General features: G+C 75.4%; 20 protein-coding genes and 1 tRNA gene. 12 read left to right on the forward strand and 9 right to left on the reverse strand.

What is annotated here, in order from left to right; translation table 11 throughout:
* Positions 1-48: 48 nt before the first annotated feature.
* A complete protein-coding gene (locus BJP59_RS01645) occupies positions 49-1,362 on the reverse strand; it encodes a low temperature requirement protein A (RefSeq protein WP_194522041.1) in 1,314 nt (437 codons plus the stop codon).
* A gap of 126 nt (positions 1,363-1,488) precedes the next feature.
* Between BJP59_RS01645 and BJP59_RS01650 the strand changes: the two genes are divergently transcribed.
* The 4 genes from BJP59_RS01650 to BJP59_RS01665 all read left to right on the forward strand — a co-directional run bounded on the left by BJP59_RS01650 (position 1,489) and on the right by BJP59_RS01665 (position 4,360).
* Entirely contained in the window at positions 1,489-2,097 is a 609-nt protein-coding gene (locus BJP59_RS01650; protein WP_194522042.1) for a hypothetical protein, read from the forward strand.
* 88 nt (positions 2,098-2,185) lie between these two features.
* A complete protein-coding gene (locus tag BJP59_RS01655; RefSeq protein ID WP_194522043.1) occupies positions 2,186-3,739 on the forward strand; it encodes an alpha/beta hydrolase in 1,554 nt (517 codons plus the stop codon).
* A gap of 112 nt (positions 3,740-3,851) precedes the next feature.
* Positions 3,852-3,924 (forward strand) — tRNA-Thr (locus BJP59_RS01660).
* Between the two features lie 154 nt (positions 3,925-4,078).
* Positions 4,079-4,360, forward strand: coding sequence for a hypothetical protein (locus tag BJP59_RS01665; RefSeq protein WP_194522044.1), 282 nt, complete (start codon positions 4,079-4,081; stop codon positions 4,358-4,360).
* 123 nt (positions 4,361-4,483) lie between these two features.
* On the opposite strand, the gene BJP59_RS01670 is transcribed toward BJP59_RS01665, so the two are convergent.
* From BJP59_RS01670 to BJP59_RS01685, 4 genes are all read right to left on the reverse strand, one after another.
* Positions 4,484-5,251: a hypothetical protein gene (locus tag BJP59_RS01670; RefSeq protein ID WP_194522045.1), complete on the reverse strand. Its 768-nt coding sequence runs from the start codon at positions 5,249-5,251 to the stop codon at positions 4,484-4,486.
* Positions 5,252-5,343: 92 nt separating this feature from the next.
* The gene (locus tag BJP59_RS01675) at positions 5,344-5,943 is read right to left on the reverse strand and encodes an alpha/beta hydrolase family protein (RefSeq protein ID WP_194522046.1); all 600 of its coding nucleotides are present in this window, start codon (positions 5,941-5,943) and stop codon (positions 5,344-5,346) included.
* Between the two features lie 136 nt (positions 5,944-6,079).
* Positions 6,080-8,392, reverse strand: coding sequence for a heavy metal translocating P-type ATPase (locus BJP59_RS01680; protein ID WP_228485220.1), 2,313 nt, complete (start codon positions 8,390-8,392; stop codon positions 6,080-6,082).
* A 114-nt stretch (positions 8,393-8,506) separates the two neighbouring features.
* Entirely contained in the window at positions 8,507-9,541 is a 1,035-nt protein-coding gene (locus BJP59_RS01685) for a LacI family DNA-binding transcriptional regulator (RefSeq protein ID WP_194522047.1), read from the reverse strand.
* Between the two features lie 107 nt (positions 9,542-9,648).
* Between BJP59_RS01685 and BJP59_RS01690 the strand changes: the two genes are divergently transcribed.
* Positions 9,649-10,143 carry a hypothetical protein gene (locus BJP59_RS01690; protein WP_194522048.1) on the forward strand — a complete coding sequence of 165 codons (495 nt, stop codon included), beginning with the start codon at positions 9,649-9,651 and terminating at the stop codon, positions 10,141-10,143.
* Positions 10,144-10,210: 67 nt separating this feature from the next.
* Here the strand turns inward: BJP59_RS01690 and BJP59_RS01695 are convergent, their stop codons facing one another.
* A complete protein-coding gene (locus BJP59_RS01695) occupies positions 10,211-10,921 on the reverse strand; it encodes a hypothetical protein (protein ID WP_194522049.1) in 711 nt (236 codons plus the stop codon).
* Between the two features lie 46 nt (positions 10,922-10,967).
* On the reverse strand, positions 10,968-11,300 hold the full coding sequence (locus tag BJP59_RS01700; RefSeq protein ID WP_085386519.1) for a cupin: 333 nt from the start codon (positions 11,298-11,300) through the stop codon (positions 10,968-10,970).
* Positions 11,301-11,487: 187 nt separating this feature from the next.
* On the opposite strand from BJP59_RS01700, the gene BJP59_RS01705 reads away from it, so the two are divergent.
* Complete coding sequence (locus tag BJP59_RS01705) at positions 11,488-13,551, forward strand: ABC1 kinase family protein (protein WP_194522050.1); 2,064 nt, start codon at positions 11,488-11,490, stop codon at positions 13,549-13,551.
* Positions 13,552-13,553: 2 nt separating this feature from the next.
* Here the strand turns inward: BJP59_RS01705 and BJP59_RS01710 are convergent, their stop codons facing one another.
* Both BJP59_RS01710 and BJP59_RS01715 read right to left on the reverse strand, forming a co-directional pair.
* Positions 13,554-14,507 (reverse strand): universal stress protein, encoded by a 954-nt coding sequence (locus tag BJP59_RS01710; protein WP_194522051.1) that lies wholly within the window; start codon positions 14,505-14,507, stop codon positions 13,554-13,556.
* A 170-nt stretch (positions 14,508-14,677) separates the two neighbouring features.
* On the reverse strand, positions 14,678-15,325 hold the full coding sequence (locus BJP59_RS01715; protein WP_228485221.1) for a hypothetical protein: 648 nt from the start codon (positions 15,323-15,325) through the stop codon (positions 14,678-14,680).
* Between the two features lie 280 nt (positions 15,326-15,605).
* On the opposite strand from BJP59_RS01715, the gene BJP59_RS01720 reads away from it, so the two are divergent.
* The 6 genes from BJP59_RS01720 (at position 15,606) to BJP59_RS01745 (ending at position 23,943) form a co-directional block, all read left to right on the forward strand.
* The gene (locus BJP59_RS01720) at positions 15,606-18,173 is read left to right on the forward strand and encodes an ATP-dependent Clp protease ATP-binding subunit (protein WP_031315080.1); all 2,568 of its coding nucleotides are present in this window, start codon (positions 15,606-15,608) and stop codon (positions 18,171-18,173) included.
* Positions 18,174-18,787: 614 nt separating this feature from the next.
* Positions 18,788-19,810 carry an ABC transporter substrate-binding protein gene (locus BJP59_RS01725; RefSeq protein ID WP_194522052.1) on the forward strand — a complete coding sequence of 341 codons (1,023 nt, stop codon included), beginning with the start codon at positions 18,788-18,790 and terminating at the stop codon, positions 19,808-19,810.
* Complete coding sequence (locus BJP59_RS01730; protein WP_194522053.1) at positions 19,807-20,670, forward strand: ABC transporter permease; 864 nt, start codon at positions 19,807-19,809, stop codon at positions 20,668-20,670. The genes BJP59_RS01725 and BJP59_RS01730 overlap by 4 nt, the downstream gene beginning before the upstream one ends.
* The gene (locus BJP59_RS01735) at positions 20,646-21,464 is read left to right on the forward strand and encodes an ABC transporter ATP-binding protein (protein WP_194522054.1); all 819 of its coding nucleotides are present in this window, start codon (positions 20,646-20,648) and stop codon (positions 21,462-21,464) included. Before BJP59_RS01730 ends, BJP59_RS01735 begins: the two co-directional genes overlap by 25 nt.
* Entirely contained in the window at positions 21,461-22,870 is a 1,410-nt protein-coding gene (locus BJP59_RS01740) for an LLM class flavin-dependent oxidoreductase (protein ID WP_194522055.1), read from the forward strand. Before BJP59_RS01735 ends, BJP59_RS01740 begins: the two co-directional genes overlap by 4 nt.
* Positions 22,867-23,943 (forward strand): LLM class flavin-dependent oxidoreductase, encoded by a 1,077-nt coding sequence (locus BJP59_RS01745; RefSeq protein WP_194522056.1) that lies wholly within the window; start codon positions 22,867-22,869, stop codon positions 23,941-23,943. Before BJP59_RS01740 ends, BJP59_RS01745 begins: the two co-directional genes overlap by 4 nt.
* Positions 23,944-23,986 lie beyond the last annotated feature (43 nt).

Genomic DNA, 23,986 nt, shown 5'->3' on the forward strand with positions numbered 1-23,986 from the left:
GTAGCGACGTCGCGACGATCGCGCCCGGCGAGACGCACGGGGCCCGGCTCACGGGGTCCCGGACGGCGCCTCGGGCGGTGGCCCCGTCGGCGCGCCCGGCACGTCCGACGGCGTACCCGACAGCCCGTCCGACGGTGGGGTCGGGACCCGCCGCGCGCGGACCACGTCGCCCACGATGACCGCCAGCAGGACGCCGTCCGTCACCCAGTTGAGCGCGAGCGGCGAGAGCCACGCGTGGACGGCGAAGAGCACGCCGACCGCGACCGCGCCCAGCACGTGCGGGAGCGACCAGCGCCCGCCCGTCGCGCGCCGGAACAGCGCGTTCCCCACGAGGTACGTCGCCGCCGCCCCGCACACGAGGCCGGCGGTCCAGGCGTCGGCGTGACCGCCGTCGTGCCCGAGCGGGTGCAGGAGCACGAGCTCGTCGGCGACGGCGGTGAGCACGATCCCGGCGACGATGACGAACGGGACGTACGTGTACGCCGTCTGGGCGACCATCCCGCGCTCGGCGCGCGACGTGAAGTACTCGGTGGCGCGCCGCTCGGACCGGTCGAAGAACAGCAGCCACATGAGCACGGTGCTCGCGAACGCGGAGCAGAACGCGGAGACGGTCGTGAGGTCGAGGGGGAGCTCGGCGAACGCGGCGCCCGTGACGATGATCGACTCGCCCAGGCAGATGATGACGAACAGGCTGACGCGCTCGGCCATGTGCTCCCCGCGGACCACCCACGTGCTCGCGCGCGACGCCCCGATCCCGGGGAGCCAGAACATCGCGCGCGGCCCGGCGACGTCGATCGCGGCCGCGACCGCCCACAGCAGCAGGCGGTGCTCCTCGACGAGGCCGCCCGCCACCCACAGCGCGCCCGACGCCGCGAGCCACGTCGTGATGCGGACGAAGTTCACCGCGTTCTCGGGCCAGACGCGGCCCATCGCGACCATCGTGAAGAGGCTGCGCCCCACCTGCATCGCGACGAGCATGACGGCGAACAGCAGGCCCTTGTCGCCGAACGCCTCCGGGATCGCGCTCGCGAGGACGAGGCCCAGCAGCATGAGCACCACGAGCAGGCTCCGCACCGGCAGGCGCTCGGGGTCGAGCCAGTTCGTCACCCACATCGTGTCGACCCACACCCACCAGACGGCGACGCCGAGCAGGAGCGTGTGCCCGAGCGCCTCGACGCCGGGGTGGGCGATGAGCCCGTGCGAGAGCTGGGTGACCGCGAACACGAACACCAGGTCGAAGAACAGCTCCACGTAGCCGACCCGGCTCGAGTCGCCGCCGTCGCCGTGCCGCAGGAGGTCGGTGCGCAGGCCCCAGCGCAGCGGGGGCCGCTCGGTGCCGCGGGTCGGGTGCGGTGCGTCCATGCGGGGATGCTCCCACCCCGGGTCACCGTCGGGTCACGATCCCGCGGCGCGTCGGCGGTTCGGCGCGCGCGAGGTCCCGGCGCGGACCACGATGGTCGCGCACCCGTCGCCGACCGAGGAGTCCCCATGGTTCCCGCCCGTCGTCCCGCCGCCCGCACCGCGCGCCTCACCGCGGCGCTCGTGCTCACGGCCACGGTCGCCCTGCTCGGGGCGTGCGCGTCCGACACCGACGGGGGCGGTGGCGGCACGAGCGCCACCGAGGAGACCACGGAGCCCGACGGCGGCCCCTCGACGGACCCCTCCACGGAGCCGACCGACGACGCCACCGACGAGCAGCAGGGCCTGCCCGACGCCGCGACGATGGACGTCGTCGCGGGCGCGCACGGCAAGGGCCTGCCGCCCGGCGCGGACGCGCCGACCGAGGGCGGCACCGGCGCCGCGTGGAGCGCCGAGCCGGGCCTGCTGCTCGTCGTGACGTTCGGGTCCAGCACGTGCCCGCTGCTCGCCGAGGACGACGCCGCGGTCGAGGGGAGCGACGTCGTCGTGTCGTTCGTCGACATCCCCGCCGACACCGCGTGCACCATGGACTACGTCCCCGCGACGTCCGTCGTCGCGGTGCCCGACGACGTGGACACGAGCGCCGACGTGAGCGTCGTGCTCGGGGACCGCGGGACCGTCGTCGTGCCGCCGCCGGCCGAGGGCGCGGCCGGCGAGTTCGCCTGGACCGCGGGGTGACGACCCCCGCGGTGAAGAGCGCGTGAAAGGACGGGCCGCCGGCGGTGGGCCGTCTCCCGCGCGACGGGCGAGCGGCTACCGTGTCCGGGTGACGACGTCCCCCTCCTCCCGCTCCGCTCGCCGCGCCCTGGCCTGCGCCGCGACCCTCGTGCTGGCCCTCGTCGCGGGCGCGTGCTCGGCGCCCCCGAAGCAGCAGACCCCGGTCGAGGACGTCCCGACCGCGTCGTCGACCGGCACGGGCGAGACGGGACCGGAGGGCTTCGAGGAGTTCTACGGGCAGACCCTCGCGTGGGAGGAGTGCGGGGCCGGCTGGGAGTGCACGACGGCGCGCGCCCCCCTCTCCTGGCAGGACCCGGCGGCGGGCGAGATCGAGCTCGCGGTCAAGCGCCAGCCCGCGACCGGTGAGCGCATCGGTTCGCTCCTCACCAACCCCGGCGGGCCCGGCGCGTCGGGCGTCGACTTCGTCGCGTCGCTCGCGCCGACGGTCGGCGAGAGCGTCACCGCGGCCTACGACCTCGTGGGCTTCGATCCCCGCGGCGTCGGGCGGTCGTCGCCCGTCGTGTGCCTCGACGACGCCGCGAAGGACGAGTCCCTGTCGCGCGACTTCGACACGGACGAGGCGGGGCTCGAGGCGCTCGCGGAGGACCGTCGCGCGTGGGCCGACGCGTGCGCCGAGAACACGGGCGAGCTGCTCGGGCAGGTCGACACGCAGAGCGCTGCCCGCGACATGGACATGCTGCGCGCCGTCCTCGGTGACGAGAAGCTCGCGTACCTCGGCTACTCGTACGGCACGCAGCTCGGAGCCACGTACGCCGGGCTGTTCCCGGACAAGGTCGGCCGCATGGTGCTGGACGGGGCGATCGACACCTCGCTCGACCCGGACGAGATCTCCGAGCAGCAGGCCGTCGGCTTCGAGAACGCCCTGCGCGCGTACGTCGAGGACTGCCAGGCCGGCGCCGGGTGCCCACTGAAGGGCGACACGGACGCGGGGATGCGCCAGATCCGCTCGCTCCTCGACGCCGCGAAGGCGAACCCGCTCCCGACGGACTCGGGTCGCAGCGTCACGCAGACCCTCGGTTTCTACGGCGTCGCCGTCACGCTGTACAACGACCAGAGCTGGCCCGTGCTCACGCAGGCGCTCACCGAGGCGTTCGAGGAGGGCACCGGCAACGGCCTGCTCTACCTCGCCGACTTCTACAACGACCGGAACGCCGACGGCACGTACGCGTCGAACTCGTCCGAGGCGTTCCGGGCCGTGAACTGCCTCGACGGGCGCCAGGACGACGACCCGGCCGCGATGCAGGCCCAGCTCGAGCGGCTCGAGAAGGAGGCCCCGACGATGGGCTACTTCTTCGCGTTCGGCGGGCTCACGTGCGAGGGCTGGGCGTACCCCGTCGTCGACCAGGAGTTCGACCTCGCCGCGGAGGGCGCCGCGCCGATCCTCGTCATCGGCACGACCAACGACCCGGCCACCCCCTACGTGTGGGCCGAGGGCCTCGCCGACACGCTCGACTCCGCCGTCCTGGTCACCTGGGAGGGCGAGGGGCACACCGCGTACGGGCGCGCGAACGACTGCCTGAGCGACGCCGTGGACGCCTACCTCGTGGACGGGACCGTCCCCGAGGACGGGCTCCGCTGCTGACGCGGAGGACGCCCGACGGCGGCCCGCGGGCCCGCTTTGGAATCTGGCCCGGTCGTTGGGTACAGTAGGCGCTCGTTGCCACCGGTTCGCCGAGCGGACCGGGACGTAGCACGCCGCCTTAGCTCAGTCGGCAGAGCGATTCACTCGTAATGAATAGGTCAAGGGTTCGATTCCCTTAGGCGGCTCGGTGACGAAGGCCCGGAACCCACGGTTCCGGGCCTTCGTCGTGCTCAGGGGCGGCACGGAGGGTGCGGCACTCGAGCACCGACGCGTGGCGGCCTGACGGCGCACGGGCCGCACGATGCGCGTCGGCCGCACGACCCGACCCCGAGGAGCGAGATGTCCCGCAGCGTCGCAGTCACCCTGATGGTCCTCGGCCTCGTGCTGGTGGTCGCCGGGGTCGTCAACGGTTACACCGTCGGCATCATCTCCGACAACCCGTTGGCGGAAGACGGCGTGCCGCGCGTGCACGTGACCCTTCTCCTGGGTTGTGCGGCCACGACGTCGGCCGTCGGAGGGACCGTCGCCGTGCTCGGGCTCCTCGGGCTCTTCGCCCGGCCGGTCCCGCACGCCGAGGTCCGTGCGCAGCCGCGAGACCCGGACCGCAGGACAGCGGTCTGAGCGGCTGAGCAGCGCCGCGCGCGTCTCGTCGCGAGACCATGCGGCACGTGCCGGGCGCTCCCGGTGCTCGCGGGGAGCGCCGGTCCGGCCGGACGACGGCGGGCACCGTCCGCCGCTGAGGGCTCAGCCCACGCGGCGCACGAGCAGGATCACGCCGCCGGCCGCAGCGGCGACGAGCCCGCCGACGCCTAGCGCGGCGAAGATCGGGAAGGTCTCGCCGGCGGGCGGGGGCGGCGCCGTGCGGTCGACGGACGCGAGCGGGACGCGCGCCGGCTCGGTGCCGGTGGTCGTGGGCGCGGCGGTCGGCGTCGGCTCGACGGGGGCGTCCGTCGTCGGTTCCTCCGTCGGCTCGGCGGTCGGCTCCTCCGTGACGTCCGGCTCCGGCGCGTCCGGCGTCTCGACGGGCGCCTCCACGACCGCCGCGGCCGGCGGCACCTCGGCCGTCGGGGCCGAGGTCGCGGGAGCGTCGGGGGTCGGCGCCGGGGGCGCCGTCGTGGGGGAGGGCTCGGCCTGCGCCGTCGTGCAGACGGGGTCGTCCCCGTTCCACCGCGCGTGCTGCGCGCGCAGGCCGGACACCTGGGCCCACGTGACGCAGTAGCCGTCGGGGAACGTGCGCGCCGGCACCGAGAAGGCCAGGAACCCGTCCGCGGAGTCGCGCGGGCCGTACGAGTCGGAGTAGTACCGCTCGCGGCTCCCGTCCGGCGCGCTCACGGCGTAGGAGACGGCGCCCCACTCGGACCAGAGGCGCTCCGGGTCGAACGAGACGCCGTCGACGCTCACCTCGAGCCCGCTCTCGCCGTCCCGGCCGACGGCGGTCGCGGGTGCGGCGGCGACGGCCACCACGAGCACCGCCAGCGGTGCGAGGGCGAGCAGGCGGCCAGCGGCACGCATCAGCACCTCCGGGTCGTTCGGGAGCGGTCCGCGGCACATCGTACGCAGTCGTGCGGGCCGGTCGGAACGTCGGGGCGGCGGCCTGGGGCGGGTCAGGCCCCGAGCGTCGCGAGCCACCGGACGACGGCCTCGCACACGGCCGCGTCCTGCCCCTTGAGGTCGTGGGCACCGGGCAGCTCGACGCGTGTGACGGGGCCGGGGATCGCGGTGGTGTGCTCGGCGAGCTCGTCCGGCGTCGCGAACGGGTCCGTGCGCCCGGAGACGAGGACGACCGGCACGTGGAGGTCCGGGAAGTGCTCGGTCCGCAGCCGCTCGGGCTTGCCCGGCGGGTGCAGCGGGTAGCTGACGAGGGCCAGCCCGGCGGCGGGGAGCCCCTCGGCGACGGCCATCGAGCACATGCGGCCGCCGTAGGAGCGGCCGCCGAGCACGAGGCGGTCCGTCGTGGTGCCGAGCTCCGCGGCGAAGGCCTCCGCCTCGGCGCGGACGTGCGCGATCGCGACGGGCGGCCGGTCGGGCATCCGCTTGCCGGCGATCCGGTAGGGGAAGTCGACGCGGCGCACCGGCACGGGCGGGTCGAGGGCGGCCAGCGCCTCGTCGATCGCGACGAGCGCGCGGTGGTCGCGGCTCGCTCCGGCGCCGGGCGTGAGCAGGACGCCGGCGACGGGCCGGTCGTCGGGGGTCGGCGTGGTCACCGGCCCAGTCTCGCAGCGCGCACGGGGTTCCTCACGGTCGAGCACGACCTTCCGCGCGGCCGACCACGAGGTTGCTGTCGTCCTGCGCGGCAGGACGACAGCAACCTCGTGGTCGCGGGGGCCTCGCGGCCCCGGGTCACCGCGACGCGAGCCGGGCCGGGTCGAGGTCGGTGCGGCGCAGCAGCTGCGCGTTGAGCGCGACGATGACCGTCGACGCGGACATGAGGATCGCGCCCACCGCCATCGGCATGACGAACCCGACGGGCGCGAGCGCGCCCGCGGCGAGGGGCACGGCCGCGATGTTGTAGCCCGCGGCCCACCACAGGTTCTGCTGCATCTTGCGGTACGACGCGTGCGACAGCTCGATGATCGACAGCACCGCCCGCGGGTCGGAGCTCGCGAGGATCACCCCGGCGGACGCGATCGCGACGTCGGTGCCCGCGCCGATCGCGATGCCGACGTCCGCCTGGGCGAGCGCCGGGGCGTCGTTGACGCCGTCGCCGACCATCGCGACGACGCGCCCGCCGTGCTGCAGCTCGGCGACCTTCGCGTCCTTGTCCTCGGGGCGCACGCCCGCGAAGACCTGGTCGATGCCGAGCTCGCGCCCGACCGCGCGGGCGACGGGCTCGGCGTCGCCGGTGATCATGACGACCCGGATGCCGCGCCGGTGCAGCGCGTCGACGGCCTCGCGCGACTCGGGACGGATCGCGTCCGCCAGGGCGAACGCGCCCACGACCTCGCCGGACCGCGCGTCCGACGCGGTGCCGGTGCCGTCGTCGCTCGCGACGACCACGTGCAGGACGGTCGACCCGTCCTCGGCCCACGCCGCGGCGTCGGGCAGGGGGTCGAGCCCACGCTCGCGCAGGAGTGCCGGCCCGCCGACCGCGACGCGGCGCGCGCCGTCGGGGGTCGGGACGGTCGCCTCGACGCCGACGGCCGTGAGCGACCGGAAGTCGGTGGCGCGGGGGACGTCGTCGCCCCGCTCCTCGGCCGCCCGCACGATCGCGCGGGCGAGCGGGTGCTGGCTGTCCGCCTCGGCCGCCGCGGCGAGGGCGAGCAGCTCGGCCTCGGACGTGCCGCCCGCGGTCGCGAGGTGCACGACGACCGGCTCGCCCGCGGTGAGCGTCCCGGTCTTGTCGAACAGGACGGTGTCCACGGTGCGCATGCGCTCGAGCGCCAGACGGTCCTTGACGAGGACGCCCGCCTTCGCGGCGCGCTCCGTCGAGAGCGAGACGACGAGCGGGATCGCGAGACCCAGCGCGTGGGGGCACGCGATGACGAGGACGGTGATCGCCCGGATCAGCGCCTGCTCGGGCGTGCCGAAGACGAGCCACAGGCCGATCGTCAGGGCAGCGGCCCCGAGCGCGTACCAGAACAGCCACCCGGCGGCGCGGTCCGCGAGGCGCTGGGTCTTCGTCGACGACGCCTGCGCGTCCGCGACGAGCCGCTGGATGCCCGCGAGCGCGGTGTCCTCGCCGACGGCCGTGATCCGCACGCGCAGCGCGTCGTCCGTCGCGACGGTCCCCGCGACGACGGCGTCCCCGACGGTGCGGCGCACGGGGCGCGACTCGCCGGTGATCATCGACTCGTCGACGTCCGCGGACCCGGATGCGACCTCGCCGTCCGCGGGCACGCGCCCTCCCGGCCGGACGACGACCAGGTCGCCCACGCGCAGGTCCGTCGGCGCGACGGTCGTCACGGTCCCGTCCTCGGCGACCCGCTCCGCCTCGTCCGGGAGGAGCGCGGCGAGCGAGTCGAGCGCGGACGCGGTCTGCGCGAGCGAGCGCATCTCGAGCCAGTGGCCGAGCAGCATGATGACGACGAGGAGCGCGAGCTCCCACCAGACGTCGAGCTCGTGCGCGAGCAGGCCCAGGCTCGCTCCCAGCGACGACACGAACGCGACCGTGATGGCGAGCGAGATGAGCGTCATCATCCCGGGCTTGCGGCTCCGCAGCTCGCTCACCGCACCGGTGAGGAACGGGCGCCCGCCCCAGGCGTAGATCACCGTGCCGAGGACGGGGGAGACCCAGGGCACCCACGCGGCGTCGGGCAGGTCGTAGCCCAGGAGCATCGCGAACATGGCGTTCAGCGCGACCGTGGGGACCGCGAGGACGAGCATGATCCAGAACAGGCGGCGGAACTGCCCGACGTGGTCGCCGTGCCCGCCATGCCCGCCGTGACCCGCCGTGCCGTGACCGGCCATGTCGTGGCCCTCGTGCCCGGCCGTGCCGTGGCCCGCGGTGCCGTGACCGGCCGCGTGGTGGTCCTCGTGCCCCGCCGTGTCGTGGCCGCCATGCGCGGCCGGGGCGTGCGCGGCGTGGTCGACGGCGGCGGTCGCCGCCGCGCCGGGGTGCCCGTGCGCCTCGGGGTGCGCGTGCGCCTCGTGGTGCCCGTGCTCGCCGTCCGCGCCGGTCCGGCGCCCGGGGCCGTGCTCCGTGCGGTGGTCCACCGTGTCTCCTCTCGGCCGCTGATACCCCTAGGGGGTATCTCCTCCTCCCGATCATGCCCCGGTGGTGCTGATCCGTCAACCGTTCGGGAGCGACGCGACGGGGAGGGCCGTGCGTCAGAGCGCGGGGGTGGACTCCCGCAGCATGACCGTGCACGCGACCGCCACGCGCCGGGGTGCGTCGTCGTCCGGGGCGAGCGCGAGGCGCAGCGCCTGCTCGCCGACCTCGGTCAGCGGGATGCGGACCGTCGTCAGGCCCGGCGTGACGTCGCGCAGCGTCACGATGTCGTCGAAGCCGGCCACCGCGACGTCCTCCGGGACGCGCAGCCCCGCCTCGCGCGCGGCCGCCATCGCGCCGACGGCCATGACGTCGTTCACCGCGAAGACGGCGCGCGGTGCGCCGTCGGGCCTGGCGGCACCCACCCGGGCGAGCAGGTCGCGCATCCCGCCGTGGCCGCCGTCGCGCGTGAACGCGCACTCGGCGACCGCGTCCGGCGGGACCGGGGACCCCAGCGCGGCGAGCGCGGTGGTGAACCCCTGCGCGCGGTCCACGGCGGTGCGGTGGCTCGCCGGCCCGGCCAGCACGCCGAACGCGCGGTAGCCCAGCCCGTGCAGGGCGCGCGCGAGGGCGGCCGCGCCGTCGGCGTTCGCGATCTCCACCGCGGGCAGGTCGCCGAGCGGCTGCCCGACGAGCGAGACGCCGCCCCCCGACGCGCGGTACCGCTCCAGCGCGTGCCGCAGCGCGCCGTCGGCGTCGTCGGCGAGCCGGCCGCCGCCCAGCACGACCGCCCGCGCCCGCTGGCGGTCCATGAGCTCGACGAACGCGCGCTCGCGCTCGGGGGAGTGCCGGGTGCTCGTCAGCGTGACGATGAGCCCGTCGTGGTCGGCGGCCTCCGCGACGCCCGCCGCGAGCGAGGAGAAGTATGGGTCCGCGATGTCGTGCACGACGAGACCGACGCTCGTCGTGCGGCCGCGGGCCATGGCCTGCGCGCTCGGGTCGGGGGAGTACCCGAGCCGACGCGCGGACGCGAGGACCCGCTCCCGCAGGTCCGGGCGCACCGTGCGGTTCGCGCTCCCGTTGATCGCGCGGGACGCGGTCGCGAGGGAGACGCCGGCGTCGCGAGCGACCTCGCTCAGGGTGGGTCCGGGCACGGGAACAGGCTAGCGGGGGCGCCTCGTCGCCGGGTGGGCCGCCCCGGGAGCGGTTACGTTCGGAAGAGCCCGGTCGACCGGGCCCCACCACGCCGCAGGAGGACCTCATGACGTCCCAGCACGCAGCCGCGCCGCTCGGCACGACGGCGGTGCTCGCCCGGGCGCTCGCGCTCGGCGTCGCCGCGGGCTCGCGCAGCAGCCTCGGGGTCGCGGCGCCGGTGCTGGCCGGCCTCGTGCGGCCCGGCGGGTCGGGCCGGTCGGCCCACGGACCCCGGCCGCTCGCGCGCGGCGCGGCGCTCCTGGGCGTCGTCGGCGAGCTGGTCGGCGACAAGCTGCCGCAGACGCCGAGCCGGCTCGCGCCGCCCGGCCCCGTCGTCCGCGTCGCGAGCGGCGCCGTAGGCGGGGTGCTCGTCGCCCGGCACCGGGCCGGTCCGGTCGGGCTGGTCCTCGCCGCCGCCGCGGGAGCCGCGGGCGGGGCCGTCGGGACGTGGGGCGGTGCGGCGTGGCGACGCCTCGCCGTCGGCGAGCGGCCCGACTGGCCCGGCGCCGTCGCGGAGGACGTCACGGCGCTGGCCCTCGCCGCCTGGGCCGTCCGGGTCTGAGCGCCCGCCACGGCGACCCGGGGCGCGACGTCCCGGGAGTGAGTCTCCCGGGCGGAAGGGCCGTCGGTCAGCAGCCCGCCTGCTCGTAGCGGCACAGCAGCTCCCACGCGGCGCGGGCCTGCTCCGCGACCGTCTCGCGGGCCGCGCCCACGGTGCTCTCCCCGCCGTCGAGCGCGACGAGCGTGACCGCGGCACCGCGGCGCGTGGTCGCCAGGTAGGTCCCGAGCGCCGTGTCCAGGTCCCCGCTCCCGCCCGACCCGTAGTAGTCGGTGGCCAGGCCGCTGCCCTGGGCGCCGACGTCGAGCGGCTCGGCCGTGTACGTCGTGCCCTCCGCGCCGCCCTGCGCCGCGCACGCGGCGAGCAGGTCCGCGAGCCGTGCGGCCTCGGCGGTGGCGGCGTCGGCGTCGGCGAACACCGCGACCTGGTGGACCCCCACGGTGCCCTCGGCCGCGCCGTCGCCCTCGGTCGCGGTGCGCATCGCTGTGGCGTCCGCGGGGCCGCCGTCGGCGCACGCCTCCGGGAGGTGCCAGTCCGCGACCCCCTCCGCCTCATCGCGTCCTCCCTCGCCGCCCCACGCCCCCGCGGGGAGCAGGACGTCGGCGGGCGCGTCCGTCGGGAGCGCCGGGGCGGGATCGCCGGGTGCCGGGGTCGCGGCAGAGGTCGAGGGGGCCGGGGCCGACGGTTCCGGGGTGCCCGGGGCGTCGCCGGGGGTCGCGGTGCAGGCCGCGAGGACCAGGGCGCTCGCGGCGAGGACGGTCGTCGTTGTCGAGGCTCTCATCCGCACCACCCTGGCAGCCGTGCGGGCGGTTCGCAGGAGCAGGCGCTCAGCTGCCCGGGACGCTCGTCACGGTCGTCAGGAGGAACGCCGCGTCCTCGATCGCGCTCACCGCGTGCCGCTCGTGCGTGAGCACGCGCAGCTCGCCCTCGCCCAGCTCGACGTCGCCCTCGCCGAGCGCCGTGACCCGGACCCGGCCGCGCAGGACCTGGATCGACGCCGCGGGCGGGGAGTTGTGCTCGCCGAGCTCGACGCCCGCGCGCAGCGCGAGGATCGTCTGGCGCAGCGGGCCGTCGTGCAGCACGACCTCGGCGCTGCGACCGTTCGGCGCGGTGCGGGCGGTCGTGAGGTGGGCTTCCGTGAGGAGGTCGACGTTCGTCATCGGGGCTCCGGCCTGTCGGGGAGCTCCATCATGCCGCGCCACGGACGTCGCTGCCGCCCGTGCCGCGGCCGTGCGGCGCTGGTCGCCGCGACCGTGCGGCGCTGGTCGCCGCGACCCGCTCGGGCGGGCGGGGCGCGCCGGTGGCGCGTGCTGGTGGTCTGCCGTGCGGTCCGGAAGAGTGGCCGCCATGCAGGTGGTCTCCGGTCTCCTCGTCGGTCTGTTCGGCCTCGTCTTCACCGTCGGCATGCTGCTGCTCCTCGCCGCGACGGCGCGGCGCGTCATGGGCGCGCCGGTCGGCTGGATCCGCTCGGCGGTCGTGGCCCTCGCGATGCTGTCGGTCGCGTCCTGGGTGCTCACGGGCGGCCTGCTCGACGCCGGCTGGTCGCGCCCGGACGGGACGCTCACCGTCGCGCCGGGTGTCGCGCTCGTCGCCGTCGTGCTCGCGTTCGCGTGGGCGTTCGTGCTCGGGCTGTGCGTGCTCCTCGTGCTCGAGCTCCTCGTGCCGACGGGCTCCGTCCCGGGGCCGTGGCGCGCGCTCCGGGGGCTGCGCCAGGGTCGCCGCGAGACGCGGCGCTACGCGCAGATCCTGGGGATCGGCGTCCGGCACGGCCTCGGCGGGGCGCTCACGCGCGGGGCGCGGCAGCCGGACGGTTCGCGCCTGTCGCGCACCGACCAGCGGCGCCAGGCCGCCGCGCTGCGCGACGCCCTCAGCGACGCCGGCGTGACCTTCGTGAAGTTCGGCCAGGTGCTGTCCACGCGCCGGGACCTGCTCCCCGCCGCGTTCGCGGACGCGCTCGCCACCCTCCAGAGCGAGGTCCCACCCGCGCCGTGGTCGCAGGTGGAGGCGGCCGTCACGGGCGCGCTCGGGCGCCCGGTCGACGAGGCGTTCGCCGACTTCTCGCCGGAGCCCCTCGCCTCGGCGTCCGTGGGCCAGGTCCACGCGGCCCGCCTGCTCGACGGGCGCGACGTCGTCGTCAAGGTGCAGCGCCCGGGCGCCCGTGCCCAGGTCGAGACGGATCTCGCGATCCTCGGGCGGCTCGCGCGTCGCATCGAGCGCGACACCGCGTGGGGCCGCTCGCTCGGCGTCGTCGACCTCGCCGACGGCTTCGCCGCGTCGCTGCGCGAGGAGCTCGACTACACGGTCGAGCTGGAGAACACGCTCGCGCTGCGGGCTGCGCTCGCGCGGGGAGCGGCGGGGGACCGGCGCCCCGACGACGACGCCGACCCGGGCACGGGCCCGCGCGTCCGGGTCCCCGACGTCTACCCCGAGCTCTCCGGGACGACGCTGCTCGTCATGGAACGGCTCGACGGCGTTCCCCTCGGCCGCGCCGCGGACGTGCTCGCGGGCCTCGACGACGCCGTGCGCGCCGACCTCGCCTCGCGGCTCCTCACCGCGACGCTCGAGCAGGTGCTGGTCGCGGGCACCTTCCACGCCGACCTCCACCCCGGCAACGTGCTCGTCACCGCCGACGGCCGCCTCGGCCTGCTCGACATGGGCTCCGTCGGCCGGCTCGGCGAGCCCGACCGGCTCGCGCTCGCGGCGGTGCTGCTCGCGGTCGACGCCGACGACGCCGTCGCCGCGACCGACGCCCTCCTGGAGCTGCTCGACGCCCCGGTCGACCTCGACGTGCGCCGCCTGGAGCGCGCCGTCGGGCAGGTGATCGTGCGGTTCCGCGGCGCCGGCGCGAGCGGCGCGATGTTCACCGCGCTGTTCCGGCTCGTCACCGACGCGGGCCTCGCCGTCCCGTCGCAGGTCGCCGCCGCGTTCCGCACGTTCACGTCGCTGGAGGGCACGCTGCGCCTGCTCGACCCCGGGTTCGACCTCGTCGCCGGAGCCCGCGCGACCGCGCAGCCGCTCGTGCGGCGCGTCGTGACGCCGGAGGGCCTGCGCGAGCGGGCGACGAGCCTGTTCCTCGGCCTCGCGCCCGAGCTGGAACGGCTCCCGCGCCGGCTCGCGAAGATCACGAGCGACGTCGAGGCCGGGCGGCTCACCGTCAACGTCCGCTCGTTCGCGCACCCCGAGGACCGCGCGTTCCTCACCGGCCTCGTGCAGCAGGTCGTGTCCACCGTCATCGCTGCCGCGGCCGTCGTCGCGGCGGTCGTGCTGGTCTCCGCGGACTCCGGCCCCGAGCTCGTCGAGGGTCTGCGCCTGTTCGCCGTCCTCGGTGCGGCGCTCGGGTTCGTCGGGACCGTGCTCGCCGTGCGCGTCCTCGTGTTCGCGTTCCGGGGGTCGGCCGCGCGCCGCGGGTGACCTCAGGCGTCGTGCGCGCCCGAGGGGTGCGTCGCGTCCGCGGGCCGCACGACCGTGACCGGGCAGTGCGCGTACTCGACCGCGTGCCGGCTCACCGAGCCCAGGAGCAGCCGGTCGAACCCGCCGACGCCGCGGTTGCCGAGCACGAGCCGCTCCGCGCGCGACGACGCCTCGATGACCCCCTTCGCGGCGTGCACGTGCTGCACGCTGCGCACGAGGCGGTCGTCGGGCAGGTCGACCCCCGCCGCCTCGAGCGCGGCGTCGAGCTTCTGGGCGGCGAACTTCTCGTAGTCGTCGATGGGCGGCGTCCATCCCCACGAGTCGGGCAGGGGCGCGAGCGAGACGATCTGCCAGCAGAACAGGGCCTCGAGCGTCGCGCCCGTGCGCCGCGCGACGTCGGCGCCGTGCCGCAGCGCTTGGACCGACGTCGACGACCCGTCGACCCCGACGACGACGGGCCGCGCGTGGTCGTGGCGCACGTCGGGCGTCCCGCGCACCACGGTCACGGGGACGGTCGCGTGCTGCACGACGGCGGTCGGCACCGACCCGAGGACCATCCGACCGAGGCGACCCCGGCCGCAGCGGCCGAGGACGAGCAGGTCGGCGTCGTCGCCGTCGGCGGCGTCGGGCCGCACGTCGTCCTGGGCTGCCTGCGCGACGCGCGGCTGGGCGAGGGCGAGCAGGACGGCCGCGGGGCTGCCGCGCTCGGCGACGGCCGTCGCGGTGACCGCGTCCGGGCCGATCCCCGTGCGGGCGCGCGCGGCGTCGAGCCACTCCTGGACGAGCGCCCGCTTCTCCTCGGCCGCCGCGTCGGGGCCGTCGCCCGGCCCCTGCCGCGACTCGAACGCGAGCACCGCCGTCAGGGGCACCGCCCGGTCCGCCGCCTCGCGCAGCGCCCAGTCGAGCGCGCCGCCCGACTCCTCCGACCCGTCGACACCGACGATCACGCCGCGCATCTCGCCACCTCCGCCCGGTCGGCCGACCGCGTGCGCCGTCGGCGTGCTGTCCCCGACGCCGTCGGCGGCGCCGGTGCTGACTCGACCCTAGGCCGCGGGGCCGCGCCGCGCCCGGGACGGGCGTCCCGAGGTGGTGGACGAGAGTCCCGCGGCGCGGCGCGCGGAGCCGGTCAGAACCGCGGGTCGGGCTCGTCCTGGAGGATGTTGCGCAGGGGGCGGGTGACGACGTCGACCCGCGCGAGCAGGTCCGCCGGGCCCGAGACGACCAGCGCCCGGTCCTCGACCGGCACGTACGCCGCGGCGTGCTCCCGCACGGTGACGTACAGGCAGGGGCGGGTCTCGCCGTCGACCCGGAACGTGGTGCGCACGACGGGCGCGACGTCCACCTCCTCGACGATCGCGCGCATCGCGGCGCGGTACTCCTGGTAGGAGTCGAGGAAGTCGTCGTCGCCGGGGGTGTCGGAGTGCAGGGGCGCGGCGAGCGCCCCGCTGAGCGCGGTGCGGGCGATGTCCTCGGCCTGCTCGTCGTGCGCGGCCCGCACCCGCAGCGTCTCGACGTCGAGCGTCTCGCCCGTGAACGACACGTAGGAGCGCAGGAAGCGCTCCTCGGCCGGGTCGTGCGCGCCGTGGCCGGCGCCCGTCAGCGTCTCCTCGTCGAGGTCGAGGCCCCAGGTCAGCGGGTCGTCGACCTCCGCGACGGCGCCGTGGAACCGCGCGACCACCTGTTCCCACGACGCGGCCGAGCCCGTGGGGCGTGCCTCTCGCTCGTCCGCGTCCGGTGCGGGGGTGTCCTCCGGCGGCTGGTCCGGTTGGTGCATCGCTCTCGCCACCCTTCTGGACGTCGTGCGGGGCGCACTCCCGAGCCTGCCCGTGGCGCGGGCCGCGGTCAACGCCCCCGGCGCGTGTCGGGCCGGGTGATCTCCGCCGTCGTGCCCCCGGGACCGCCCGGCAGGTCACGGCGCGACCCCTCTTTCACGCCCCTGGCGAACAACGGCATACGGAGGGGGTGCGGCTCGTTCGAACCGCATAGAGTCAATGCGGTCAGGCTTGTACCCGTCGTCCGGCGGGCAGGTGTACGCCGCTCACGAGGAGCAGCACATGTTCGAGAGATTCACAGACCGAGCCCGTCGGGTCGTCGTCCTCGCCCAGGAAGAGGCGCGGATGCTCAACCACAACTACATCGGCACCGAGCACATCCTCCTCGGCCTCATCCACGAGGGCGAGGGTGTCGCGGCCAAGGCGCTGGAGTCCCTCGGGATCTCCCTCGACGGCGTCCGCACCCAGGTGACCGAGATCATCGGCGAGGGCCAGCAGGCCCCGAGCGGGCACATCCCGTTCACGCCGCGCGCCAAGAAGGTGCTCGAGCTGTCGCTGCGCGAGGCGCTCCAGCTCGGCCACAACTACATCGGCACCGAGCACATCCTGCTCGGCCTCATCCGCGAGGGCGAGGGCGTCGCCGCCCAGGTCCTGACGAAGATGGGCGCCGACCTCAACAAGGTGCGCCAGCAGGTCATCCAGCTCCTGTCCGGCTACCAGGGCAAGGAGCCGGTCGCCGCCGGCGGTCCCACCGAGGGTCAGCCGTCCGGCTCGGCCGTGCTCGACCAGTTCGGGCGCAACCTCACCCAGGCCGCGCGCGAGGGCAAGCTCGACCCGGTCATCGGGCGCAGCCTCGAGATCGAGCGCGTCATGCAGGTGCTGAGCCGCCGCACCAAGAACAACCCCGTCCTCATCGGCGAGCCCGGCGTCGGCAAGACGGCCGTCGTCGAGGGCCTCGCTCAGGACATCGTCCGCGGGGACGTCCCCGAGACGCTCAAGGACAAGCAGCTCTACACGCTCGACCTCGGCGCGCTCGTGGCCGGCTCGCGCTACCGCGGTGACTTCGAGGAGCGCCTGAAGAAGGTGCTCAAGGAGATCCGCACGCGCGGCGACATCATCCTGTTCATCGACGAGATCCACACCCTCGTCGGGGCGGGTGCCGCCGAGGGCGCGATCGACGCCGCCAGCATCCTCAAGCCGATGCTCGCGCGCGGCGAGCTGCAGACCATCGGCGCGACGACGCTCGACGAGTACCGCAAGCACGTCGAGAAGGACCCGGCCCTGGAGCGTCGCTTCCAGCCCATCCAGGTCGCCGAGCCGTCGCTCCCGCACGCCATCGAGATCCTCAAGGGCCTGCGCGACCGCTACGAGGCGCACCACCGCGTGTCCATCACGGACTCCGCGCTGGTCTCCGCGGCCACGCTCGCGGACCGCTACATCAACGACCGGTTCCTCCCAGACAAGGCGATCGACCTCATCGACGAGGCGGGCGCGCGCCTGCGCATCCGCCGCATGACGGCCCCGCCGGAGCTCAAGGAGCTCGACGAGGAGATCGCCGAGGCGCGCCGCGAGAAGGAGTCCGCGATCGACGCCCAGGACTTCGAGAAGGCCGCCGGTCTGCGCGACAAGGAGAAGCAGCTCACCGCGAAGCGCGCCGACAAGGAGAAGGCGTGGAAGTCCGGTGACCTGGACACCGTCGCGGAGGTGGACGAGGAGCTGATCGCCGAGGTCCTGGCCATGGCCACGGGCATCCCGGTCTTCAAGCTCACCGAGGAGGAGTCCAGCCGCCTGCTCAACATGGAGGACGAGCTGCACAAGCGCGTCGTCGGCCAGGAGGCCGCGATCAAGGCGCTGTCGCAGGCCATCCGCCGGACGCGGGCAGGCCTCAAGGACCCGAAGCGCCCCGGTGGGTCGTTCATCTTCGCCGGCCCCACGGGCGTCGGGAAGACGGAGCTGGCCAAGGCGCTCGCCGAGTTCCTCTTCGGGGACGAGGACGCGCTCATCCAGCTCGACATGTCGGAGTTCTCCGAGAAGCACACCGTCTCGCGGCTGTTCGGCTCGCCCCCCGGCTACGTCGGGTACGACGAGGGTGGCCAGCTCACCGAGAAGGTGCGGCGCAAGCCGTTCTCGGTCGTCCTGTTCGACGAGGTGGAGAAGGCCCACGCGGACATCTTCAACTCCCTCCTGCAGATCCTCGAGGACGGTCGCCTGACCGACTCGCAGGGCCGCGTCGTGGACTTCAAGAACACCGTCATCATCATGACGACCAACCTCGGCACGCGGGACATCGCCAAGGGCGTCCAGACCGGCTTCAACGCCGGCGGCGACCTGGTCACGTCCTACGAGCGCATGAAGGCGAAGGTCAACGACGAGCTCAAGCAGCACTTCCGGCCGGAGTTCCTCAACCGCGTCGACGACGTGGTGGTCTTCCCGCAGCTCTCGCAGGCCGAGATCATCCAGATCGTCGACCTGATGATCGCCCGTCTCGACGCCCGCCTGCGGGACAAGGACATGGGCATCGAGCTCACGCAGCCCGCGAAGCAGCTCCTCGCCGAGAAGGGCTACGACCCGGTCCTGGGTGCTCGTCCGCTGCGCCGCGCGATCCAGCGCGACATCGAGGACGTGCTCTCCGAGAAGATCCTGTTCGGCGAGCTCAAGGCCGGCGAGATCGTCCTGGTCGACGCCGAGGGCGAGGGCCTGCTCGGAGAGTTCACCTTCCGGGGTGTCTCGAAGGGCGAGCACGACCGCGGCCCGGTGAGCGTGGGCGCGGCCGCCGCGCTCGACGCCCCCACCGGCGTCTCGGTCCGCGACCTGCCCCCGACGGGCGAGCTGCAGGCCGGCGCGGAGTGACGCACTCCTGAACGCCTGACACACGGGCCCCGATCCTCCTCCGGGAGGGTCGGGGCCCGTCGTCGTCCCGGCGCCCCGCGCCCGCCGAGCAGGTGGTCGTGGCGCGTCCCGGGCGACCGACGCACCACCATCGCCTGCTCGGCCGACACGGACCACCTGGTCGGCGGGCGAGGGGCCGTTGCACGGCGTTACGTCCGTCCTCGTCGTGGGACAGGGGTCGACCGCCCTTTGCGGGGCGTGCGCACGCTGGCACAGTCGCCCGCATGCCGACGACACCGGGGGGCCTCGTCGCCCTCCCCGCCACCGACGCCGGGCACGTGCCCGGACTCGCGTGTCGTCGCGCCCTGCGTGCGCGACTGCGCCGTCGGGCCGCGTGTCGTCCGACCGCGTGCCGCTGAGCACCCCGACGCACTGACCGACGGCCGCCCCGGGCCGCCGTCGGGCCGTCCCACCACCCTCCCGCGCACGGCACCCGCGCGCCTCGTGCCTCCCCGTGCGCTCTCCCTGAGAGGACCCGTCATGCCTGCTTCCCCGCTCCGTCCGTCCGCACCGCCCGGCCGCCGCAGGGCGACGGCCGTCGCCCTCGGTCTCGTCGCGCTCCTCGCCTCCGGTGCGTGCAGCACCGCCGAGGCGTCGGGGGCGGTGACCCGACCGACGGCGGCACGCTCGCCCCGGACGCCGAGCTGCCCACCGAGGTGCCGGAGGGCACCGTCCTGCGCGTCGGCGACCCGACGACGCAGAAGGCGTTCGAGCTCGCGGGCGACGACCTGGACAGCGACTTCTCGTTCGAGATCGAGTGGGCCAACATCTCGGGCGGCCCGGCGACGACGGAGGCGTTCCGGGCCGGGTCGCTCGACGTCGGCGCCGTCGCGGAGATCCCGCCGATCCACGCGACGTGGACGGGCCTGGACGTGCAGGTGTACGCGTCCGTCTACCGGGAGAACTGGGAGGACGCGCCGGTCTACGAGTTCGCGGGGGCGCCGGGGGTCGAGCTCGACTCGCTCGAGGACTTCCGCGGTCACCGCATCGCGTTCAGCCCGGGCCAGGCGCAGGGGGCGATCGTCCTCAAGGCGCTGGAGGAGGCCGGGCTCACGCAGGACGACGTCGAGCTCGTCGAGCTCCCGAGCACGGGCGACGTCTACTCGACGGCCCTCGCGGCGGGCGAGGTCGACGTCGCGCCGCTCGGCGGCACGCAGCTCTTCCGGTACCTCGCGACGTACGAGGCCGACGGCGCGACGTCGGTCCAGCACCACCTGCGCGACGACGCGTCGCACCTCTACGGCCCGACCGAGGTCGTGCGCGACCCGGCCAGGGCGGCGGCGCTGCGGGAGTACGTCGCCGCGTGGGCGGCCGCGAAGATCTGGGTCGCGGAGCACCCCGAGGAGTGGAAGCAGGGCTACTACATCGAGGACCAGGGGCTGAGCGAGGAGGACGCGCAGTATCTCGTCGACCACGCGCCGGTCCCGGACGTCCCGTCCGACCTCACGGAGGGCATCGAGCGCACGCAGGCGACGGTCGACCTGCTCGCGACGGAGCTCGACGAGCAGCCGCTCGACGCGGCAGACCTGTTCGACGTGCGCTTCGGCCCGGTCGCGGGCGAGGCGGCGGCTGCCGCGCGGGACGGGGGCGCGCAGTGAGCGCCGCGGTCGTCGACCGGGTCGACGTGGGGGTCCCGCGGGCCGACGCCGCGCCGTCGACCCCGGCGGACGTGCGGCCGCGCGGCACGCGCCTCGGGCTCGGCCGGCCGGTCCCGCTCGCGGCGCTCGTCGGGGTCACGCTCCTCGCGGTCGTCTGGTCGGTGGGGTCCGCGACGGGGCTCGTCGACCCGCGCGTGCTCTCGGCGCCGTGGACGGTCGTCTCGACGGGCGCCGAGCTCGTCGCGAACGGCAAGCTCGGGGCGCACCTCGGCGTGTCCCTGACGCGCGCCGCGCTCGGGCTCGCGGCCGGCGTCGTCGCGGGCGTCGTGCTCGCGCTGGCCGCCGGGCTGAGCCGGGTGGGCGACGCGGTGCTCGACGGCCCGATCCAGGTCAAGCGCGCCATCCCCAACCTCGCGCTCCTGCCGCTGCTCATCCTGTGGTTCGGCATCGGCGAGGAGATGAAGGTCATCACCATCGCGCTCGGCGTCTTCATCCCCATCTACCTGCACACGCACAACGGCCTGCGCGCGATCGACAGCCGTTACGTCGAGCTCGCCGAGACGGTGCAGCTCTCGCGGTGGCAGTTCGTGCGCCGCGTCATCCTGCCGGGCGCGCTGCCCGGGTTCTTCCTCGGGCTGCGGTTCGCGGTCACGGGGTCGATGCTCGCGCTCGTCGTCGTCGAGCAGGTCAACGCGACGGCCGGGATCGGCTACATGATGGAGCTCGCCCGGACGTACGGGCAGACGGAGATCATCCTCGTCGGCCTCGTGGTCTACGGCGTGCTGGGCTACTCCGCGGACCTCGCCGTCCGTCTCCTGCAGAGGAGGGTGCTCTCGTGGCGACGCACGCTGGAGGACTGACCGCGCACGAGGCCCGCCCGACGGCGCCGGGCGCGGCCGTGCGGGTCCGCTCGCTCGTCCGGTCGTACGGGGAGCAGCGCATCCTCGACCACCTCGACCTCACCGTGGACGACGGCGAGTTCGTCGCGATCCTGGGCCGGTCCGGCTCGGGCAAGAGCACGCTCCTGCGCGCGCTCGCCGCGCTCGACCACGGGGTCGCGGGCTCGGGCGAGGTCGTCGTGCCGGACCAGGTGTCCGTCGTCTTCCAGGACTCGCGGCTCCTCCCGTGGGCGCGCGTGCTGGACAACGTGGTGCTCGGTCTCGACGCCGGGGCGCGCGGGCGGAGCGCCGCGCGGGACGCCGGCCGCGCGAGCCTCGCGGAGGTCGGCCTGGCCGGGCGCGAGCGCGCGTGGCCGAACGAGCTCTCGGGCGGCGAGCAGCAGCGCGTGTCGCTCGCCCGCTCGCTCGTGCGCTCGCCGCGGCTCCTGCTCGCCGACGAGCCGTTCGGCGCGCTCGACGCCCTGACGCGCATCCGGATGCACGCCCTGCTGCGCGACCTGTGCGCGCGGCACCGCCCCGCGGTCCTGCTCGTCACGCACGACGTGGACGAGGCGATCGTGCTCGCGGACCGCGTCGTCGTGCTCGACGAGGGACGGATCGCGGCCGAGCGCCGCGTCGACCGGAGCTACGGCCCTACCGAGGCCCGCGACCCTGCGGACCCCCGCTTCGCCCGGCTCCGCACGGAGCTGCTCGACGCGCTCGGCGTCGTCCGCGACGCCCCGACGACCTCCGACCGGAAGGACACCGCCGCATGACCCGCCACGCCTCCTCGGGCCACCGCCCTGGCCGCCTGCACCTCAACGCGTTCCTCATGAGCACGGGCCACCACGAGGCGTCGTGGCGCCTGCCCGAGAGCGACCCGTCGTGGACCTCGACCAACATCGCGCACCTGCAGCGCCTCGCGCAGGTCGCGGAGGCGGGGAAGCTCGACTCGATCTTCTTCGCGGACGGCCCCGGGCTGCGGTCCGACGTCGGGCGCCGCCCGGCGGGCTCGCTCGACCCGCTCATCGTCCTGACGGCGATCGCGACCGTGACCGAGCGCATCGGCCTCATCGCGACGGCGTCGACGACGTACAACTCGCCCTACAACCTCGCGCGACGCTTCGCGTCGATCGACCACGTCTCGGGCGGCCGCGCCGGGTGGAACGTCGTCACGACGGCCGGGCCGGAGATCGCGCGCAACTTCGGCCTCGACGACCAGCCGGCGCACGCCGTGCGGTACGAGCGCGCGGCCGAGTTCCTCGACGTCGCGTTCCGGCTCTGGGACTCGTGGGAGGACGACGCCGTGCTCGCCGACAAGGCCGCGGGCGTCTGGGCGGACCCGGCCAAGATCCACGGGCCCGCGCACGTCGGCACCCACTTCTCCGTGCACGGCGCGCTCACGACGCCACGCTCGCCGCAGGCGCGCCCGCTCATCGTGCAGGCCGGGTCGTCCGAGGACGGCAAGGACCTCGCCTCGCGGTACGCCGAGGCTGTGTTCACCGCGCACCAGACGCTCGCCGACGCCCAGGCGTTCTACTCCGACCTCAAGGCCCGGGCGGTCGCCGTCGGGCGGGACCCGGGCACGGTGAAGATCCTGCCCGGCATCGTCCCCGTCATCGGGTCCACGGAGGCGGAGGCGCTCGCGCGGGAGCGCGAGCTCGACGAGCTCATCGTCCCCGAGTACGCGCGCGCCCAGCTCGCGAAGACGCTGCGCCTCGCGCCCGAGGACCTGCCGCTCGACCGCGAGCTGCCCGACGGCCTGCCCACCGAGGACGAGATCGAGGGGGCCAAGAGCCGGTACACGCTGATCGTCGAGCTCGCGCGCCGCGAGCGGCTCACGGTGCGCCAGCTCATCGTGCGCCTCGGCGGCGGGCGGGGCCACCGCACGTTCGCCGGCACGCCCGAGCAGGTCGCCGACGCGATCCAGGACTGGTACGACGCCGAGGCCGCCGACGGTTTCAACATCATGCCCGCGGTCCTGCCGTCGGGGCTCGAGCAGTTCGTCGAGCACGTGCTGCCCGTGCTGCGCGAGCGCGGCCTGTTCCGCACCGAGTACGAGGGCCGGACGCTGCGCGAGCACTACGGGCTCGAACGGCCCGCGAACCGCTACACGGACGCGGCCCCCGCCGGGACGTCGTCCGACGGCGGGGCACGAGTCGTCGAGGGGGCCTTCGCATGAGCACGGAGCACCTCTGGTACATCCCGAACCAGGTCCGGCCCGGGCACCGCGGCGACGACACCACCGAGGACCACAACAGCCTCGACACCCTGACGAGCCACGCGCACGCCCTGGAGCGCCACGGGTTCGCGGGCGCGCTGCTCGGGACGAGCTGGGGGCGTCCCGACACGTTCACGGTCGCGACGGCGCTCGCCGCCCGCACCACGACGTTCGAGCCGCTCGTCGCGATCCGGCCCGGGTTCTGGCGGCCCGCGCACTTCGCGTCCGCCGCCGCGACCCTCGACCACCTCAGCGGGGGCCGGCTGCGCGTCAACATCGTGTCCGGCACCGACGGGCAGGAGGCGTACGGCGACGGCGAGGCCGACCCGGCGCACCGCTACGCCCGCACGCGCGAGTTCCTGCAGATCGTCCGCAGGCTGTGGACGCAGGAGGAGGTCACGTACGCGGGCCAGCACTTCTCGGTGACGCGCTCGTCGCTGGGGCCGCGGCCCGTCGTCCGCGGCGACCGCGCCCACCCGCGGATCTACTTCGGCGGCGCCTCGGAGGCGGCGGAGCGCGTCGCGGCGACCGAGGCCGACGTGCAGCTCTTCTGGGGCGAGCCGCTCGACGGGATCGCGGAGCGCATCGACCGGCTGAGGCGGCTGAGCGCCGAGCTCGGCCGTGAGCACGCACCGCTCGAGTTCGGGCTGCGCGTCACGACGTTCGTGCGCGACACGACCGAGGAGGCGTGGGCCGACGCCGAGGCGAAGGTCGCGCAGCTCGCGGCCCGGTCGCCGGAGCGCGAGGCGTGGTCGGCCCGCGACCGGGGGCGGAGCACCGCCGTCGGGCAGCAGCGCCTGCTCGACCTGGCCGAGCGGGGCGAGGTGCTCGACGACAACCTGTGGACCGCCCCGGGCCGGTTCGGCGGCGGAGGAGCGGGCACGACGTGGCTCGTCGGTTCCGCGGAGGACGTCGCGAAGTCGCTGCGGCGCTACGAGGACCTCGGCGTGACGCACTTCGTCCTGTCCGACACCCCGTACCTGCGCGAGATCGAGCGCCAGGGCACCCGGCTCCTCCCGCTCCTGCGCGACTGACGGTCACCGTCGCCGGGACCTGTCGGCGGTCCCCGGGCGTCCG

Origin of the sequence: Cellulosimicrobium sp. JZ28, assembly GCF_015327065.1 — a bacterium.
In the GTDB taxonomy this organism is placed as follows: Bacteria; Actinomycetota; Actinomycetes; order Actinomycetales; family Cellulomonadaceae; genus Cellulosimicrobium; species Cellulosimicrobium funkei.